The 16,960-nt window shown below is 72.7% G+C and carries 9 protein-coding genes; 2 read left to right on the top strand and 7 right to left on the bottom strand.

What is annotated here, in order from left to right; translation table 11 throughout:
• Positions 1–658 precede the first annotated feature (658 nt).
• On the bottom strand, positions 659–3,106 hold the full coding sequence (locus QC385_RS36695; protein ID WP_279545723.1) for a glycoside hydrolase family 95 protein: 2,448 nt from the start codon (positions 3,104–3,106) through the stop codon (positions 659–661).
• A gap of 822 nt (positions 3,107–3,928) precedes the next feature.
• On the opposite strand from QC385_RS36695, the gene QC385_RS36690 reads away from it, so the two are divergent.
• Positions 3,929–6,928 carry a LodA/GoxA family CTQ-dependent oxidase gene (locus QC385_RS36690; protein ID WP_279545722.1) on the top strand — a complete coding sequence of 1,000 codons (3,000 nt, stop codon included), beginning with the start codon at positions 3,929–3,931 and terminating at the stop codon, positions 6,926–6,928.
• The gene (locus QC385_RS36685) at positions 6,925–8,031 is read left to right on the top strand and encodes an FAD-dependent monooxygenase (protein ID WP_279545721.1); all 1,107 of its coding nucleotides are present in this window, start codon (positions 6,925–6,927) and stop codon (positions 8,029–8,031) included. The genes QC385_RS36690 and QC385_RS36685 overlap by 4 nt, the downstream gene beginning before the upstream one ends.
• Before the next feature lie 425 nt (positions 8,032–8,456).
• Here QC385_RS36685 and QC385_RS36680 read toward each other — a convergent pair whose 3' ends face one another.
• Genes QC385_RS36680 through QC385_RS36655 form a run of 6 tightly spaced genes read right to left on the bottom strand, consistent with a single transcriptional unit; the run spans position 8,457 to position 16,874 of the window.
• Positions 8,457–10,235, bottom strand: coding sequence for an ABC transporter ATP-binding protein (locus QC385_RS36680; protein WP_279545719.1), 1,779 nt, complete (start codon positions 10,233–10,235; stop codon positions 8,457–8,459).
• Entirely contained in the window at positions 10,232–11,971 is a 1,740-nt protein-coding gene (locus QC385_RS36675; protein ID WP_279545718.1) for an ABC transporter ATP-binding protein/permease, read from the bottom strand. Before QC385_RS36675 ends, QC385_RS36680 begins: the two co-directional genes overlap by 4 nt.
• Positions 11,968–13,173 carry a SagB/ThcOx family dehydrogenase gene (locus QC385_RS36670; RefSeq protein WP_279545717.1) on the bottom strand — a complete coding sequence of 402 codons (1,206 nt, stop codon included), beginning with the start codon at positions 13,171–13,173 and terminating at the stop codon, positions 11,968–11,970. The genes QC385_RS36675 and QC385_RS36670 overlap by 4 nt, the downstream gene beginning before the upstream one ends.
• A 10-nt stretch (positions 13,174–13,183) precedes the next feature.
• Positions 13,184–14,563, bottom strand: coding sequence for a YcaO-like family protein (locus QC385_RS36665; RefSeq protein WP_279545716.1), 1,380 nt, complete (start codon positions 14,561–14,563; stop codon positions 13,184–13,186).
• Positions 14,560–16,044, bottom strand: a complete 1,485-nt coding sequence (locus QC385_RS36660; RefSeq protein ID WP_279545715.1) for a CocE/NonD family hydrolase — start codon at positions 16,042–16,044, stop codon at positions 14,560–14,562. Before QC385_RS36660 ends, QC385_RS36665 begins: the two co-directional genes overlap by 4 nt.
• A complete protein-coding gene (locus tag QC385_RS36655; protein WP_279545714.1) occupies positions 16,041–16,874 on the bottom strand; it encodes a hypothetical protein in 834 nt (277 codons plus the stop codon). Before QC385_RS36655 ends, QC385_RS36660 begins: the two co-directional genes overlap by 4 nt.
• Between the last annotated feature and the right edge of the window lie 86 nt (positions 16,875–16,960).

Below are 16,960 nucleotides of genomic sequence, written 5' to 3'. Positions count from 1 at the left end.
GCAGGTCCTGGTGTTCCTGACGTTCGCGGGCAACGACGTACGCCGAACCGGGTGAGCGTCACAGCGGGCGATCAGGAACGGGTGGAGTTGGAGCGGCGGGCTCGGTGCAAGGCCGAGCCCGCCCGTGCACGCGGAGAACCCGGATTTGGCACCACTAACGGCAGCTGATACGCGCTGCAACGCCCGGCAACCCCGGCGTTCCCGCAGGCCCGGCGGTCGGTGAGGCTCGTCGACGATCACCAACGACGTCCTCATCCCTCTCCTGGACGACCTGTGGGACAAGTCCGACCGCTACCGGCGCCTCGGCCTTGAACTCCCACCCGGTGACGAACCCCGCACCCGCGACCTTCAGGAGCACCACGACCTTGTCTCCCTCATCGTGGAACGCCGCGCCGCCGAAGCCGCCCAGCGGGACCTGGGTCCGGCGTCCGTGGGACACCTCGAGTCGCTGCCGAACATCCATCTGCTGCCACTGCTGGACAGCCGGCGGATGAACACCTGCCGCGGCCACCGCCCTGGCCCGCCTCGACGGCGACCGCTCCCGCGCACGCACCCTCACCGTACCCACCCGGCTGATCGTCCGGAACTCGGGGAGCAACGGGCGCCCAAGCCGTAGTCGGCTTGCAGCCTCGCTTTCGAGGGCCTCAACGGGAACGATTCATTGGGAAGTTGGCGAACCAACAGCCGTCAGGCGGTACCTCCCCTCGGCTCGTGTCTCGAATTCGAGCACTCCTGGCTCCGGGTGCCGTACCCGGACGGGGCGCCCGTGCGCGGTCACCTTCAACCGGGTCGCAGACCGCACGAGCACCCGATTGCCCGAGCGGGAACGCAGCTCACCACCCACCAACGCGCCCTCGCGCCACTCCAGATCCACCTCGAAGCCACCGCGCGCGAGCAGACCGCGCACCCATCCGTTCGCCAACGCCGGAGGCAGCGCGGGCAGCAGATGCAGCTCACCCGCATGGGACTGCAGCAGCCACTCCGCAACGCCCGCCGTCGCACCGAAGTTGCCGTCGATCTGGAACGGCGGATGCAGATCGAAGAGGTTCGGCGCGGTGCGCTCGGGGCTGAGCAGATCGGCCAGCAGCTTGTAGGAGCGTGCGCCGTCCTCCAGCCGCGCCCAGAAGTTGATCTTCCAGGCGAGCGACCACCCGGTACCCGCGTCTCCGCGCTGCTCCAGCGACTTGAGGGCCGCTGCGAACAGGTCGGGGGTGTCCCGTTTGGTGATCTGGTTGCTGGGGTGCAGACCGTACAGGTGGGAGACGTGCCGATGCTCCTGCTCGGGCGCGGTGGCGTCCCAGTCCTCCGACCACTCCTGCAACTGCCCCTGGGCACCGACTTTCATGGGCGGCAGCTTCCCGCGTGCGGCCCGGACCGCGCTCCGCATGGCACGGTCCTCGTCGAGCAACTGCGATGCCTTGACGAATCCGTCGAAGAGGTCACGCAGGATTTGGTTGTCCATGGTCGGCCCGGCGCACACGGACACGTCCGGGTGGTGGGCGTTCTCCGGGGAGACCGCGGGGCAGGTGACGAGGTGCCCGGTTCCCGGATCGGTGACCAGGGTGTCGAGGAAGAACCGCACCGCGCCGCGCAGTACCGGATAGCGGCGACGCAGCGCCTGCTTGTCGCCGGTGAAGAGGTAGTGCTCCCAGATGCCGGTCGACAGCCAGGCTCCCCCGGTTTGCCACATGCCCCAGAACGCGCCGTCCACAGGGGCTGTGCCGCGCCAGGCGTCGGTGTTGTGATGGGTGACCCAGCCGCCGGCTCCGTATTGCACCTCGGCGGTTCTCGCACCGGCATCGGCCAGGTCCCCGAGCATGTCGAAGACCGGCTCCCAGCACTCCATGAGGTTGGTGACGGGTGCGGGCCAGTAGTTCATCTCCGTGTTGATGTTGATCGTGTACTTCGAGTCCCAGGGCGGACTGAGCGAGTCGTTCCAGATGCCCTGGAGGTTGGCGGGCTGGGTGCCGGGCCGCGACGAGGAGATCAGCAGGTAGCGTCCGTACTGGAAGTGCAGGGCCACCAGGTGAGGGTCGGCGGCGGTGGCGAATCTCGTCACGCGTTCGTCGGTGGGCAGCGTCACGGCATCGGTCCTGCCGAAGTCGAGCTCCACCCGCCGGAACAGCTTCCGGTAATCGGCGACGTGACGTCTCAGTAATCGGGCATACGGGACGGCCGACGCGGCGTTGAGCGCGGTGGTGGCCCTGGCGACGTGGTCGCCCGTCGGGTCCTGGTAGTTGGTGTAGCTGGTGCCGATCGAGACCAGCAGGGTGACGGCGTCGGCTCCGGTGATCTCGAGCGTCCCCTTGTCGCTGGTGACGGTCCCGTTCTCGGCGTGGGCGCGGGTCAGGGCCCGGAACCGTACTTGTCCCTTGATGCCCTCACGGGTTTCCGTCGTTCCGTCGATCGCGATGGTGATCCGGTCGGGCGATGACGCGGTTACGGCCTGGGGGCTGTCGAAGGCGGCCGTGAAGGAGAGTGCCCCCGGGACATCGGCCGTCAGCCGAACGACGATCACCTGGTCCGGATGGCTGGCGAAGGTCTCGCGGCGATACGTCACCCCGTTCCGCCGGTACCGGACGGAGGTGACCGCCGAGTCAAGGTCGAGCGTTCGCCGATAGTCCTCTGTCTCGCCCTCGGCAGTGAAGGCCAGCCGCAGGTTGCCGACCTGCTGATACATCAACTCGCCCTTGGGGATGCCGAGAAAGTCCGAATCGATGAGGGACTGGGCGGCGCTCCATTCTCCGGCGAAGACGCGTCGGCGGATCTCGGGGAGGGCGGCCAGAGCCTTGGGGTTCGCCGGCTCATAGGGGCCACCGGCCCACACCGTGTCCTCGTTGAGCTGGAGTAATTCGACGTCCGTACCGCCGAAGACCATGGCGCCGAGTCGCCCGTTGCCGACGGGCAGTGCCTCCAGCCACTCGGAGGCCGGCCGGGGATACCAGAGCACGAACTCATCCGGGTCCGGGCCGGCCGCCGAAGTGTCCTGTAACGGCGTCCGGTCGGCGTCGGTTCCTCCAGCGGCATACGCGCAGCCGGACGGCATGAGAGCCGCAGCGCTCGCTCCGGCTGTGGTGGACAGTGCGAGGAAATGTCTGCGATCCATACTTCACAGCGTCGAGTCATGGGATGTCTGCTGTCGACCCTCGGGGCCGTATCCGAAAGTTTCCGCCGTGCTGGGACCGCTTCGAGGGTGGGCGGTCCTCCACGGCGCGGCCTCCTGGACCGCGACGACCGCTTCGGGGCCTCGCCCTGGCCAGTGCATGGCCCGCTGCGGCTGGGCGGCGATGTCCCGCGCGGCAATCGCACGCCGTACCCCGAGGCCAGTACGGCGGACATCGTCGGCCAGCTCGTCACCGGCCACCTTCTCCGCGTCCCCCTTGGCCCACCTGGCCGACGCCCGTACGGAGCCCTCGTACGTCTAGGAGTTCACCTGGCCCTCGAACCACCCCGGCCTCGGCTCCTGCCACGCCTTGGAGCTCGGCTTCGTCTTCGACACCGGGACGGCCCCCGAGTGGCGGAAACCCGCAGGGGAGGGCGCCCCTCAGGAACCGGCCCGACGCGATGCACACGGCGTGGGTCCGCTTCGCCACGGACGAGGCCCCGGGCTGGGAACGGCTGGGACGCGGCCCACCCACGCCGTGCGCGACTTCGGAGGCCGCGTGCCGGGCGCCGAGAACGGCGTGACCTGCACGGCGCCCCGCGACCGTGTACTCGCCCTGGTTCATCCACACGCGGCACGGGACTGCGCTCAGCCGTACGGCGGCTCCGCCGCCCCGGTGTACTCCGTCGGCTCTGACAAGGGCCGACGGAGTTCAGGCACCCGCGACCGGAGGAACTTGTCCCCGGTCAGACATATTTTCTCCGGTCTCGCTCCACCTATGAGCAGGGAACTCCGAATCAGCTCAAGCAGCAGGAGAGCGCGCCCATGACCGGTACGGCCGACCCGCACCAGAACTCCTCGCAGGCCCTGACCGACTGCGCGGCCGAGCCGATCGCCGGCATCCTGGCCGAGTTCGTGGACAAGCGCATGGGGCAGCGGATCTCCCAGGGCCAGGAACCGGTCCTGCGGCCCGTCTTCGTCAAGTACCACGGCACCGCCCGAGGCGTGCTCACGGTCGCTCCTGATCTGCCGCCGGACCTCTGTGTCGGGTTCCTCAGGGCCGCCCGGGACCAGCAGGACGGTCTGACCGCCTGGGTTCGTTTCTCCAGCGACGTCCTGCCGGACCGTCCGGACTTCCGTCGGCCCCTGGGCATGGGCATCAAGCTGTTCGGCGTTCCCGGCCCGAAGCTGCTGGAGGACGACAGCCGGGCGGACACCCAGGATCTCGTGCTGCAGAACCATGACGTGTTCTTCGTCGACACCGCGCGGGACATGTGCGAGTTCCAGCAGGACCCGGTCGCGTACCAGAACGCGCACCCGGTGACCCGCAGCATCCTTCAGGCCATGCGCAAGCCCGAGGAGAGCACGCTGACGGCCAGGTACTGGGGCGTGCTGCCGTACGCGTTCGGGCCCGACCGCCATGTGAAGTACGTGCTCGTGCCCGTCTCCTGTCCGCCGGGTGACCCCCAGGCGACGCCTCCCGAGGAGAACCCCTCCTTCTTCCGGGAGGATCTGCGGCACCGGCTGGCCGCGGGTGAGGCGGCCTTCGACCTGATGGTGCAGTTCCGCACGGACCCGGACCGTATGCCCCTGGACCGTGCCACCGTGCGCTGGGAGGAGTCGCTGAGCGCTCCCGTCCGCGTGGCCAGACTGACCTTGCGTCAGCAGGACGTCCGCGCACGCGGTCAGGACGCCTACGGCGAGAACCTGGCTTATAACCCCTGGCACTGCCTGGCCGAGCACCGGCCGGTCGGCAGCATGGCCGAGGCCCGCAAGGTCGTGTACCGGGCGTCGGCCGCCCGGCGCCGCGACGCGAACGGCGTTCCGGCGGCGGAACCCGGCCCCGCACGCCCGCCGTCCGGCGAACCGCACGGGCGTGACACCCGGATCGTGCGGGCCGCGATCCATCCCGCCATCGGCGTGGCACGGGTCGGAGACAGCACGGACGAGTTCTTCCTCGCACCCGAGGTGGACGACCCTCCGCCGCTGCCCACAGGCTCGTACAAGGACGCCACCGGCGCCCTGAAACGGCAGGCGGCGCGCTTCCGCGTCTACGGCTACAACGCCGCCGGCGAGCCGGTCGCCGAGCTGACCGCTGACAACGCGGACATCCGGTGGACCGTGCATGTCGCCAACAAAAAGGCCGCCTGGTACCAGTTCCAGCTGGCCCTGGACATCCCCGAAGCGGCCGCCGCACCCGCCAGCACGCCCCGCAATCCCAAGGTGCCGCGAAAGGAGCGCGGCCGGCTGGTCATCGATCCCGGTCCCCGCTCGATCCGGGGTCGGGACCGCGCCGACCGGCCCGAGTACCGGTTCGACACCGGCTGCTTCCTCGGGAAGCCCGTCCACCTGGGCGAGGTGCGCACCGACGGCGCCGGCCGGCTGCTGTTCCTCGGTGGGCACGGCGTCTCGGCCTCGGTGGACCACGCTCAGGCCACGCACTTCGCCAACAACGACGGCTGGCACGACGACATCTCCGACGGCCCGGTGACGGCCCGCGTGCGCATCGACGGCCGGGGCGTCCCCGTCGAATCGGCCTGGGTGGTGGTGGCGCCACCGAACTTCGCGCCGGAGCTGAAGTCCGTCCGCACGATGTACGACCTGATGCGCGACGTCTTCGTATCCGCCGGAACACTGCCGATGCCGGAGAAGGTGTCGTTCACCCGTGACGTCCTGCCGATCCTGCGGCGCCTGTGCGACCTTCAGTGGGTCAACCGCGGCATCGCTGCGCTGTTCGGACACGGCGGGCGGGAGCACTTCCTGGCGCCCGGGCGGCTCGCCAGGCTGGCCGACCCCGGGCCGCGCCACGCGGAGCTGCGCCACCAGATCTGGGCCACGATGCGGGACCTCGACCGCGACGGTCTCTCCCCCGTACCGTGGCCGCCCTTCTACGGTGACTCGATGAGCGTGCGGCCGGTCTCCGCACGGCAGCATCTGACGCTGTCCTCGCTGCAGTACCGGTCACTGGCTCGGTGGGCCGCAGGGGACTTCGACGCCGACTACGACCCGTCGGCCGTGCCGCCGCGAAACCTCGACGAGGTGCCGCCGGCGGAGCGGCCGGGCATGCTCGACCGCGCGGCCCTGTCGTTCTGTCTGGCCGACGCGTTCCATCCGGGGTGCGAACTGTCCTGGCCGATGCGCCACAGCAGCCTGTACGCGGCACCGTTCCGGGTGCGGCACCGCGCCCCCGGAACACCCGAGTCCGACCCTGGCGAGGTGCTCACTCCGCAGGCGGCACTCGGCGGCGACGGTCCGCTGTACGCGCAGGGGCCGGGCGATCTGACGCGCTGGATGGCGGTGCCCTGGCAGACCGACACCGCGCGCTGCCGCTCCGGCTACTACCTCGGGTACGGCCCGCGCTACGACCCCTACCTGCCCACCTTCTGGCCCGCGCGCGTGCCCAACCACGTCCTGACGGAACAGGACTACGACCTGGCGGTCGACCCCGGCAGGCCCGCCGAGGAACGCCGGACCGCCTTCGAGCGCCGGGCCGTCTGGGACAGGTGGCTGCCCCCGGACCGCATCGAGCAGATGAACGCCATGGTCAAGGAATTCGGAAAACTGGGCCTCGTCGAACGGCGCACCGGCGCCGCCGACGACCCGGAGCTGCCCGAGACGATGTTCGTGGAATCCACGGTGAGTTTCCCCTCCGAGCCGCCTCCGCCCGCGCTGCGGAACCTGCGGTGCCTGCACGTGCCGGAGGCGGCGGACCCGGCACTGAACGGCGGCGCCGTGTCCGCGGCCCTGGAGCGGACGGACGTACCCCACGAGCAGGTCATGGCGGGCTACTTCGAGAAGGTGGCACGCTTCCCGGACGAGCGGTGACCTTCGAGGTGATCGTGGCCGGAGGCGGTCCGGCGGGCGCCGTCGCGGCCCTGGTACTGGCGCGGGCCGGCCGCCGTGTGCTGGTCGTCGACAAGAGCACGGGCGGCCCAGCGTCGTCCCCGTTCCGGATCGGCGAGACCCTGCTGCCCGCAGCCCGGCCGCTGCTGCACGATCTGGGCCTGTGGCCCGAGTTCGCCGCGGGCCCGCACCTGCGGTGCGTGGGGACCTACGCCTCCTGGGGATCGGAGCAACTGCACGGCCGCAGCCACCTCCATGACCCGCACGGACACGGCTGGCACCTCGACAGGGCCCGGTTCGACGCGTTCCTGCGGAGCGCCGCCGGGGCAGCCGGTGCCGAGCTGCGCCGGGCGGAGGCCATGCCGCATCTCACGCACGCGGGCGACCGGCGCGTCCTGATCCGCGAAGACGGCCGCCTCGAAGAGGTGCGCTGCGACTGGGTCGTGGACGCCACCGGCCGCCGCGCCGTGATCGGCCGCCGACGCGGCCGGCGACGCAAGCAGGACCGGCTCGTGGCCCTGTTCGCCCTGTTCGGACGTCGGCTCCCCGGTCATCGCACCGAGGACGCGGAGCTGCGCACGCTCGTCGAGGCGGTACCCGGCGGCTGGTGGTACACGGCCAAGGTACCGGCCGGGCGACTGGTCGCACACCTCACCGACGCGGACCTGACCGACTCCGCCCTGCGCACCGCCGAGGGGTTCCTCGACGCGATCGGGACCACCCGTCATGTCCGTACCCGCCTCGACGGCTACGACCCCGCCCACGCCCCCGCGCCTTGCTGGACCGCGGCCCACGGGCTGCGTCTGTCCCCCGCGGCGGGTCCCGGATGGATCGCCGCCGGGGACGCGGCCCTCGCCTTCGACCCGCTCTCCTCCCAGGGCATCCTCACGGCCCTGCACACGGGAGCCCGCGCAGGCCGGACCGTCGATCTGTGCCTGTCCGGCGAGACGGCCGCCCTTACGGACTACTCCCTGTTCCTGCAGCGGATCACGGACGCCTACGAGCGGCATCACGCCGAGATCTACGGCCAGGAACAGCGCTGGTCGGAGCACCCGTTCTGGGAACGCCGACAACAAACGCCCTGACGGCGGCACTCCCGCTGAGACTCCACCACCGGATCAAGGCCACGGTCCTGCCGGGGAGGATCGGCTCCGACCGGCACTCACCCCTTCGTTGACAATCCCGTGGCCGGTGTGAAGCCTCCGTAGTACGACCCCGAGCGCGTGGTGATCCCCACCCGAGCAGCTGCGGCCGATACGCACCGCCGGTGACGACAGCTTCCTGCTGGTCGCCGACCCGATGAGCGGATGCGGCATGCGCAACGGTGAGGCGTTCGCGGTCAATCTCAACAACATCGTCGCCGACGACGTCTACCGCATCACCGAACAGGTCAACCGAACCACCTGCCAGTACAGCGGCTCAAACACCGCAAGGTCGGTGAGTACGTGCCGACCCCGCTCCCGTCTCACCGGCCCTGACAGTCACCCTGGCCGCCGCCTTGCTGCCGAGTTCAGGACGGCGGGACGGCCAGCACACGGTTGAGTGCGCCGTCGGTGCGGGCGGTGAGGTCGTCCCAGGTGCCCTCCTCCACGATCCGGCCGGCTTCGAGGACGGCGATGCGGTCGGCGCGGCGGATGGTGGCGGGGCGGTGGGCGATGACCACGGTGGTGCGGTCGCCCCGGGCGACCGCGGTGGCGAGTTGGGCGTCGCCGGCGTTGTCCAGATGCGCGGTGGTCTCGTCCAGCACGAGGATCCGGGGCTGGGCCAACAACGCACGGGCGAGAGCGATCCTGGCACGCTGGCCACCGGAGAGGGTGGTGCCGCGCTCCCCGACGAGGGAGTCCATGGGGGCGATCTGGTCGACCCCGCACAGCCGGGCCGTTTCGGCCAGCAGTTCGTCGTCCGCGTCCGGTGCCGCGAGGCGAAGGTTCTCGGCGAGCGTGCCGTGGAAGAGGGGGGTGTCCTGACCCACGACGGCAACGGCAAGGCGCAGGTCGGCGTCGGCCAGGTCGCGAAGGTCGACGAGGTGGCCGTCGCCGGGAACCAGGTGGACCGCACCCTCCGACGGGTCCCAGAAGCGGGCCAGCAGGTGGGCGCAGGTCGACTTGCCGGCGCCGGAGGCCCCGACCAGGGCGAGGGTCTGCCCTGCGGGGACCGTCAGCTCGACTCCGTCCAGCACACGTCGTTCCCCGTAGTCGAAGTTCACGCCGTGCAGCCGGATGCCCAGCGGGCCCGGAGGGAGCGGGCGGGGTGAGGCGGGCGGCGGGGCGAGAGCGGGGGCCTTCAGGGCCGCGTGGACGCGGGCGGCCGCGGAGCGCAGGCCGACAGCCTGGCTCAGTGCCCTGGCCGACTCGGCGACCGGTCCCAGCACGGACAGGGCGAGCGCCATGGCCGCCGGCGCCCATGCCCCGTGCAGCCGCCCGGAGGTAACGGACTGCGCGGCGGCGGCGACCACGCCGAGGACAGCGAGCACGATGAGGGCGTCGCGGACGGCGGCGGCCATGGCTTCCCAGGTGGCCTCCGCCCGCTGTGCGTCACCCACCCTTCGGCCCTGTTCGGCGAGACGGCCGCGCCGCTCGGTCAGCCCGCCGAAGGCGAGCAGTTCACGCAGCCCGTCGACGGCCTCCACGGTGTCGGCCGAGAGCTTCGTGGAGGCCGTCCTGGTGCGGGCCCCGCGCGTGGCGCGCCCGCGCGCGTCGGCGAAGGGTGCGACGGCGAGCAGTGCGGCGACCGGCAGCACCGCGACGAGCAACCATGGCTCCACCGTGGCCAGTGCCGCGGCTCCGCCGGTGAACACCACGCCGGATGCGAGGAGTTGTGCGGTGGTGTGGGCGTAGAAGAACTCCAGCGCCTCCACGTCGGCCATGGCGGTGGCGGCGAGGTCCCCGCTGCGGCGGCCGGCCACGCGGGCGGGTGCGCTGCGGGCGAGCCCGTCGAAGACCCGTACGCGCAGTTCGGCCAGAACCCGGTAGGCCAGGTCGTGGGACAGGTCCATCTCGCGCCAGGTCGTCAAGGCTCGTACGAGGACGAGGGCGACGAGAGCGGTGACCGTGAGCGCCGAGGGGGCGCGGTCCTCGATGACGGCGGTTCCGACGGTGTGCGCGGCGAGCGTCAACAGCGCGACCAGGGAGCCCTGTTCGATGAGTGCTGCGGCACAGGTGCGGGTCATCATGGCGCGGTGCCCGGCGAGGGCGGGCAGCAGGGCGCGCAGCGAGCCCCGCGCGGGCTCGGTCGCGTCGGCGGTGCCGCCGGCGGTGACATCGGCGCCCGCGTCGGTGGTGGTGCTCATGCGGCGAGCCCTCCTTCGTAGGTGTGGCCCGCCTTGACGAGCTCGGCGTAGACGCCTCCGGCCTCGACGAGGGCTGTGTGGTCGCCGACGGCGTCCACGCGTCCGCCGTCGAGGACGACGATGCGGTCGGCGTGCCGGACGGCGGCGAGCCGGTGGGCGACGACCAGGATGGTCCGGTCGCCCGCGGCGTCCAGCAGTTCGCGCACTATGTCTGCCTCGCGGCGTTCGTCGACCGCGCTCGTTGCCTCGTCGAGGACGAGCACCGGGGCGTCGGCCAGCAGGGCCCGGGCGAGGGCGAGTCGCTGGCGCTGCCCGCCGGACAGGGTGGCGCCGCGTTCGCCGAGGACGGTGGCGTAGCCGTCGGGGAGGGCGTCGATCTCGTCGTGGATGCCGGCGGTCCGTGCCGCGCGTATGAGGTCGTCGTCCGTGGCGTCGGGCCGTGCCAGGCGCAGGTTGTCGGCGATGGTGGCGTGGAAGAGGTAGGTCTCCTGAGAGACGACCGCGATGCCCTGGCGCAGCGAGTCGAGCGCGTACTCGGTCACGTCGCGGCCGTCGACGGCGACCCGTCCCCGCTGCGGGTCGCGGTGGCGCAGGAGCAGGGCGAGCAGGGTGGACTTGCCGGCGCCCGAAGGGCCGACGATCGCGGTGGTGCGTCCTGCCTCGGCAGTGAAGGTGACGTTGCGGAGCGCGGGCGTCTGGGCGCCCTCGTAACTGAATTCAGCGTTCTCGAAGCGTACTTGGGGCGGGCAGGGCCAATGTGCTCGTGCCCTTCCTGTGTCGGGCACCGCCGGTTCGGCGGTGCGCAGTGCCCGGAGGCCGTCCGCGGCCGACACGCCCAGGTATCCGGCGTGCCACTCGCGGGACAGGTCACGGACGGGCCGGAAGCACTCGGAGGCCAGGAGCAGCACCAGGTACGTGCCGGTCGCCGTGGTGGATCCGGTGACGGCCGACCAGCAGGCGAGCAGCGCGGCGGCCACCGTACCGCCCTGGATGGCCAGGTCGGTGAGTCCGGTGTCGACGAGCGACACACGCAGCTTGGCGACTGTGGCCCGGTGCAGCGCCGCCGACCGTGCCTCGAGGCGCTCCCGGGTGCGCCCGACGGCACCCGCGGCCCGCAGCGCGGGCATGCCTTGCAGTGCTTCGAGGTAGTCGGCGCCCAGTCCCTCGTAGGTGTCCCAGTGTTCCTTGCCGCGCTTGGCGAGGAGCCGGTCCCAGGCGCGCGGCCCGAACAGGGCGAGCAGCAGCGCGGGCACAAGACCAAGGAGGGATACCAGTTCGACCGCGGCCAGGGCGACGAGCAGCAGGGGCGGCACGGTAAGGGTGATGAGGAGCTGGGGCAGGTAGCGGGAGACGTAGGCGTCCACGCCTTCGACCCCATCGACGAGGGTGGTGCGAACCGCTCCGGCACGCGCGGTGGTCAGGTGCGCGGGCCCGAGCCGTCCGAGGTGAGCGAGGAGTTCGTCCCGCAGGTGCACCCTGACCTGTGCCCCGGCGCGGGTGGCGGTACGACGCTGGTGGTAGCCGAGCCCCGCACGGGCGGCGACGACGCCGAGCACCGCGCCGAGCAGCAGCGAGAGCCGGTCGGTGTCGCCCTGGGCCACGTCGGCGAGGGCGGCGGCCAGCAGCACGGCCTGGCCGAGGTGGGTGACGGTGACGGCCCCTTGCAGGAGGGTGGCGACGAGCAGAGGGCGCCGTGCGTGATGTGCGGCGCGGCGCAGCTCGGGGTGAACGATCACAAGGACCCTTCTTCGGAGTGGGTGGTGCCGAGGGCAAGGCCGTGGATGATCCAGTCGCGGCCCGGCGGGGTGCCCAGGGCGGCGCCGAGGTCGGCCTGCTGCCAGGAACCGACGGGGCGGCCGTACAGGCCGTGTCGGGCTGCTGCCACATGGGCCAGGTGGACGGCGAAGCCCGCGCGCAGGTGTGTCCGGCGGATCAGCGGGGCATCGGCGTCCGCCGGACAGCCGTAGCCCAGCAGGACGGCGCCCGTGTCCGCGATCCACGCCTGACCGGCGGCCCAGGTGGCGAGCGTCGGCCGAGCCTCCCCCACGGCAAGACGTCGCAGGGTGCCGTCGGGCGCCAACCCGACGAGTTCGGGCTCAGGTTCGCCGACGGCCGCGCACCAGGCGACCGCGCCGGCGCTCGCTTCGTGGGCCGTGGCGAGCACCGCACGCAGGGCGTCCCTGGGCGGGGTGCCCCGCAGGGGTGGCCGGGCGCTGCGGCGGGCCAGCAGCTCGCCGGGCATGGGCACGTCCACGGCCTGGTGTCTCGCGTCTGGTGAGGGGCCCTGGTGTGCCCTCTCGGGCCGGGGGACCCCGCCCGCCCCCTCGGCCAGGAGAACTTGGCGCGGGCCTCGGGCGACCGGAACCCCTCGCGCCTCGTCGGACCGCGCGAAGTGCAGAGCAGCGAGGGGGGCTTCGTCGCCCCTGACGAGACCGCCCCCGTCAAGGCCTACCGTCGCCGGTGCCCCACCCAGCGCGCATCCCGCGAGCCACAGCGCCCCGGCGGCGTGCCCGGTGTCCAGCAAGATCAACGGCCAGGCACGGTGGCCGTAGTGAGAGACCGTGCGCTGCGGGGTGGCGGACAGTTCGACGGTCGCCCCGGGCGGCGCGCCGTCGGGCTCCGGGCCGAGGCGGTGCACACGGTGGCGCAACGGGTCGTATCCGTAACGCCCGGGCGGCAGCGAGCATCCGGTGCCCACGACGAGCCGTGTGTCCACCGGGTGCAGTGCGCCCGCGGACGGGGCGGGCCGCAGCCGTCCGGCACCGTCCGAGGCCGCCAGGGAGAGGCGGAGCAGCCGACCCAGGTCGAGCTCCCCCGGGCATCCCTCCGGGAGGGAGCGCGGCCGTCCCGGCCACGGGTGGACGGCGGGCCCGGCGGGCGTGTCCGGTCCGGGCTTCTCGGGGGAACGGGCGCGGGCGAGCGCGGTGACGAGATCCACGAGGCCGCCCTCACATGTGAGGTGGAGGAGCCAGGGTGAAGTCCTCCGGCGCGCTCGGCGCGGTCGTACGCCAGCCTCGGCCGGTGGCGATGTCGGCGAGGCGCGGGCTGCCGAAGTAGCCGAAGGCGGCCGGGGCGTTCGGAATGAGACCGGAGACGAGGACCCGGGCGACGCGCAGCGGTGTCTCGGCCACGTCCTCGGTGGTGAGGTCGAACGTCATGATGCGGTGGCCGCCGTCGTGGAGGGCGCGCTCCAGCCGGTCCCGGCTGCCGGGCTCGACCGCTTCGACGGGCACGACGCCGTGCGCGGGCTCGGTGAATCTCCTGGCCTCGGGGGCCATCCGTTCGTCCAGCCAGACCTGGACGTGTGCGCCCAGATCCCGTACGTGCTCGAAGTGTTCGCCGCACGCGTCGAGGTAGCGGCGGTCCTCGCGGTGGTCCAGGTAGAGGCCTCGGGCGAGCAGTCCGGCTTCGACGGCCTGGAACACCCAGCCGTCGGGGTCGGTCAGGCCCTGGGTGAAGACCCAGGTGTGGACGGCCTCGAGCACGGCCTTGCGGGCGGCCTCGGCCGGGTCGTACTTGCACGCGAACCCGGCGGCGTAGAGGCCGAGCCGGGGGTCGTGGACGAGCGCGGCCATGCAGGGGGCGAACTCCGAGGGCATCTCGACGAGGTGGACGTCGAGCCCGGATCCGGCGAGGTCGTCGGTGAGGCCGGGCACGCTGGCCGGGTCGATGCCGCGGGCCGGGCCGTCGAGGTGCCACCACAGTTCGAGGGCGTCGCGTTCGACGATCTCCAGCAGTCCGCGCTCGATCGCGTCGTCCAGGCCCTGTCCGGTGGCGATCCCCGCGTAGTTCAGGTGATGGGTTCGGGGCAGTGAACGCAGCTCTCCCTGACGCCAGTTCAGGTGCGTGAGCGCGACGGGTGCCCAGACCTCGGCCCGCTCCCCGCCGGGCAGCCGTTCCTCGCCGCGCGTCCACAGGGACGGGGTGTCGGGCGTGAGGGGGCGGTAGGGGAACTTCTCGCGGGCGTACTGCCAGTCGGCGTACGTCGGCAGCTCGCCCGGTCCGTACAGCCGCAGGCCCTTCCCGGTCAGCTCGGCGGCGGTGGCGCGCAGCGGGGCGTCGGGGTGGCCGGGCGGCGCTACGCGGTTGCCGCAGTACCGCTCGATTCCTTCCGCTATGGCCGCGATCCGGGCACCCTCGGGGTCACCGAAGGTGGTGCCGAGCGACACCCGGTCGGCGGGCCACAGGCCGAGCCTGCGGGCGTCGGCTATCTCCGCGGTGAGCGCGGTGTAGCGGGGTGGCGCGCCTACGGGGTGCTCGACGGGCTTGACCTTGCGGACGATGCCGCAGACAGGGTCGACCAGGGCTTCCAGCGGCAGCGCCGTCATCGCAGGATCTCCTGTACGGGGTCGGTGGGGGCGGGGCGGGTGCGGAGCACGGGCAGGCGGAGCGCCACAGTCCCGGGGTCGACCTCTCGCCGGGAGGCGAGCAGCCGGGTGGCCGTGACCGGGTCGTCGCCGGTGTGGGGGTTGCGGGCGTGGGCGGGGAAGTGGTGCCCGGCGATCTCCAGGCGGAGCCGGGTGCCCGCGGGCAGCCGTCGTGCGAGCCGGCCGAGCGCCACGGTGATCTCTGCGGCCTGCCCCGGGGGGCCCTCACGCCGGACGGTGCCGACGGCGAGCCGTTCGGCCGCCCCTGTGGGGCTGATCGCGACGAGCCGGGCGACCCAGTCGGCCGACGGCGTGTCGGCAGTGGCGCTCAGGGCCACCTCCGCGGTGCCGAGGACGTCGAGCGGGCGCGGCAGCGGCGGGGTGACGAGCAGGCAGCGGTCAGGAGTGCCGCCGTCTGCGGGAATGGTCAACTCCTCGGAAGACACGGGGCGTTCGGGGTCGGCTGTGAAGGTGGCTCCGTCCAGCGGTCGCAGGCGCTGAGTGCGTGGCTCGCCCTCCGCACCCACGGGCAGCCACAGGGGGCTGCCGCCCAGCCCGACCGAGCCGCGGTGCCCGGGCTCGAGGTTCCCGGTGAGGGCGAGGTGGGCCCAGCGCGTGTACAGCTCGCCGAGGCCGATCCGGTGTGCCGGCCAGGCGTCGGGGCCGGGCCCGGCGACGAGGCGGTGACCCCACGGGCCCATCAGCAGCCGCGCCGAGGGCCCACCCCAGCCGCGCCACAGCGTGACGGTGTCCTCGGTGAAGTGGTCGTGGTGGCCGCCCACCGCGAGCAGGGGCACACCGGCACGCTCCGCGCGGGAGCAGAGCCGGCCGCGCTCGCGGTGCCGCCACAGGCCCGGCCAGGAGGGAAGGTTCCGGCCGAGCCGCCGGGGGAGGTCGCTCAGCGGCAGGTGGGCCAGCAGGTCGGGCTCTGCGGCGAGGGCCTTCGCCAGGGCGTCCTCGTCGGAGTCGTGCCGGTCGCCGTGGGCCGCCCACCACCCGGCACGGGCCAACAGCCGTTCGGCGCCCGAGGGTTCGCGAGCCGTCTCGGCGATGCCCAGGGCGGGTACCGCGGCGATGACGGCGTCGGGGCGGGAATCCTCGGGCGCGTCGAGCGCGAGGACGAGTGCGCAGTGAGCGGCGTAGGAGGCGCCGACCGCCACGAGGCGCCCGTCGCTCCAGGGCTGCTGACGCATCCAGCGGACGGTCGCCGCTCCGTCGGCGGCCTCGTTCTCGTACGGGTGCCACTCCCCCGGCGACGCGTGCCGGCCGCGTACGTCCTGGACCAGGGCGGCGAACCCGCGCCGGGCCCACCCGCGCAGCTCGGCGTGGTGGCGGCGCCGGTCGTAGGGCGTGCGGATGAGGACGGCCGGGAAGGGCCCGTCCCCGTCCGGGAGTCGGGCGTCGGTGGCAAGGCCCACGACGACCACGGTGACCAGCGTCATCCGGTCTTCCCCGGCATCGGGGCGACGTCGGGGACGGGCAGGACGGGGTGCTCGCTGACGGTCAGCGTGCGCAGGTCGACGCACCGGAGCCGACGCCGGGCGGGCAGCCCACCGGTGTCGGGGGCGTCGGTGGCCCACCGGGCGAGATCGTCGGCGAGCAGGGCGGCGAGCAACCCGGCCGCGGGGGCCGTGAGGTCGGCTGGCGTGCCGGACGTGCGAGGCCCGTTCCAGTAGGCGGCCAGCTCACGGTGCGCGGGCGTGGCGGCGAGCCGACGGGCACGGACGTGCGCCGAGGTGACGTCACCGGCAGCGGCCGCGAGCGGCTCCACGTACGCCTGCCAGCCCTCCCGGTGACAGCGCAGCCAGGCGATGCCGCGCTCCGGCAGCCGGTCGGCCGCATCCCACAGCCCCTCGGGAACGGGGCCGTCGAGGCACCACACGACGGCTGCGGGCTCTTCCCTGGCCAGAGAATCGGCCAGGTCGTCGGGAGCGGCGGGCCGGGGGTCGGCGCCCGAGGCGCGGAGAAGCTCCGCCAGCGGCTCGGTCAGCCCGGCATCACCCAGCAGCCGGATGTCCCGGCGCTCGACGGGCCAGGGCGTGCGCCGCAACCCGTCGGCCAGGTATCCGGCACTCTCGAAGGCCCCCAGAATCCGGTCGAGTTCGGCATCCGGCTCGTCGGCGGCCGAGCCGGAGAGCCGGGAGAGGAGGGCCTCCTCGTCGGCGTCGCCCGTCCGTACGCTGAGGAACTCCCCGTCGGCCGTGCGGACGGTGAGCCCCCGCCCGGGTACGGCGACGACCTCGACACCGGATGCGAGCTGGCTGCGCGACACTCAGTCCTCCTGTCGGGAAAGGGCCTTGGCAGGGCGTGGGCCCGCCCGCCAGATGACGGGCGGGCCCACGATCGAGGGTCTTGACC

The sequence above is a fragment of the Streptomyces sp. DH10 genome (assembly GCF_029813805.1).
Lineage (GTDB): Bacteria > Actinomycetota > Actinomycetes > Streptomycetales > Streptomycetaceae > Streptomyces > Streptomyces coeruleofuscus.
Note: the sequence above shows the minus strand (reverse complement) of the source record. Positions and strands in the feature narration are given on the sequence as shown.

What these genes read in the sequence shown, in the direction of transcription:
- QC385_RS36695 (WP_279545723.1), bottom strand. Translation starts at nt 3,106, where the DNA reads ATGGATCGCAGACATTTCCTCGCACTGTCCACCACAGCCGGAGCGAGC.
- QC385_RS36690 (WP_279545722.1), top strand. Translation starts at nt 3,929, where the DNA reads ATGACCGGTACGGCCGACCCGCACCAGAACTCCTCGCAGGCCCTGACC.
- QC385_RS36680 (WP_279545719.1), bottom strand. Translation starts at nt 10,235, where the DNA reads ATGAGCACCACCACCGACGCGGGCGCCGATGTCACCGCCGGCGGCACC.
- QC385_RS36665 (WP_279545716.1), bottom strand. Translation starts at nt 14,563, where the DNA reads ATGACGGCGCTGCCGCTGGAAGCCCTGGTCGACCCTGTCTGCGGCATC.
- QC385_RS36660 (WP_279545715.1), bottom strand. Translation starts at nt 16,044, where the DNA reads ATGACGCTGGTCACCGTGGTCGTCGTGGGCCTTGCCACCGACGCCCGA.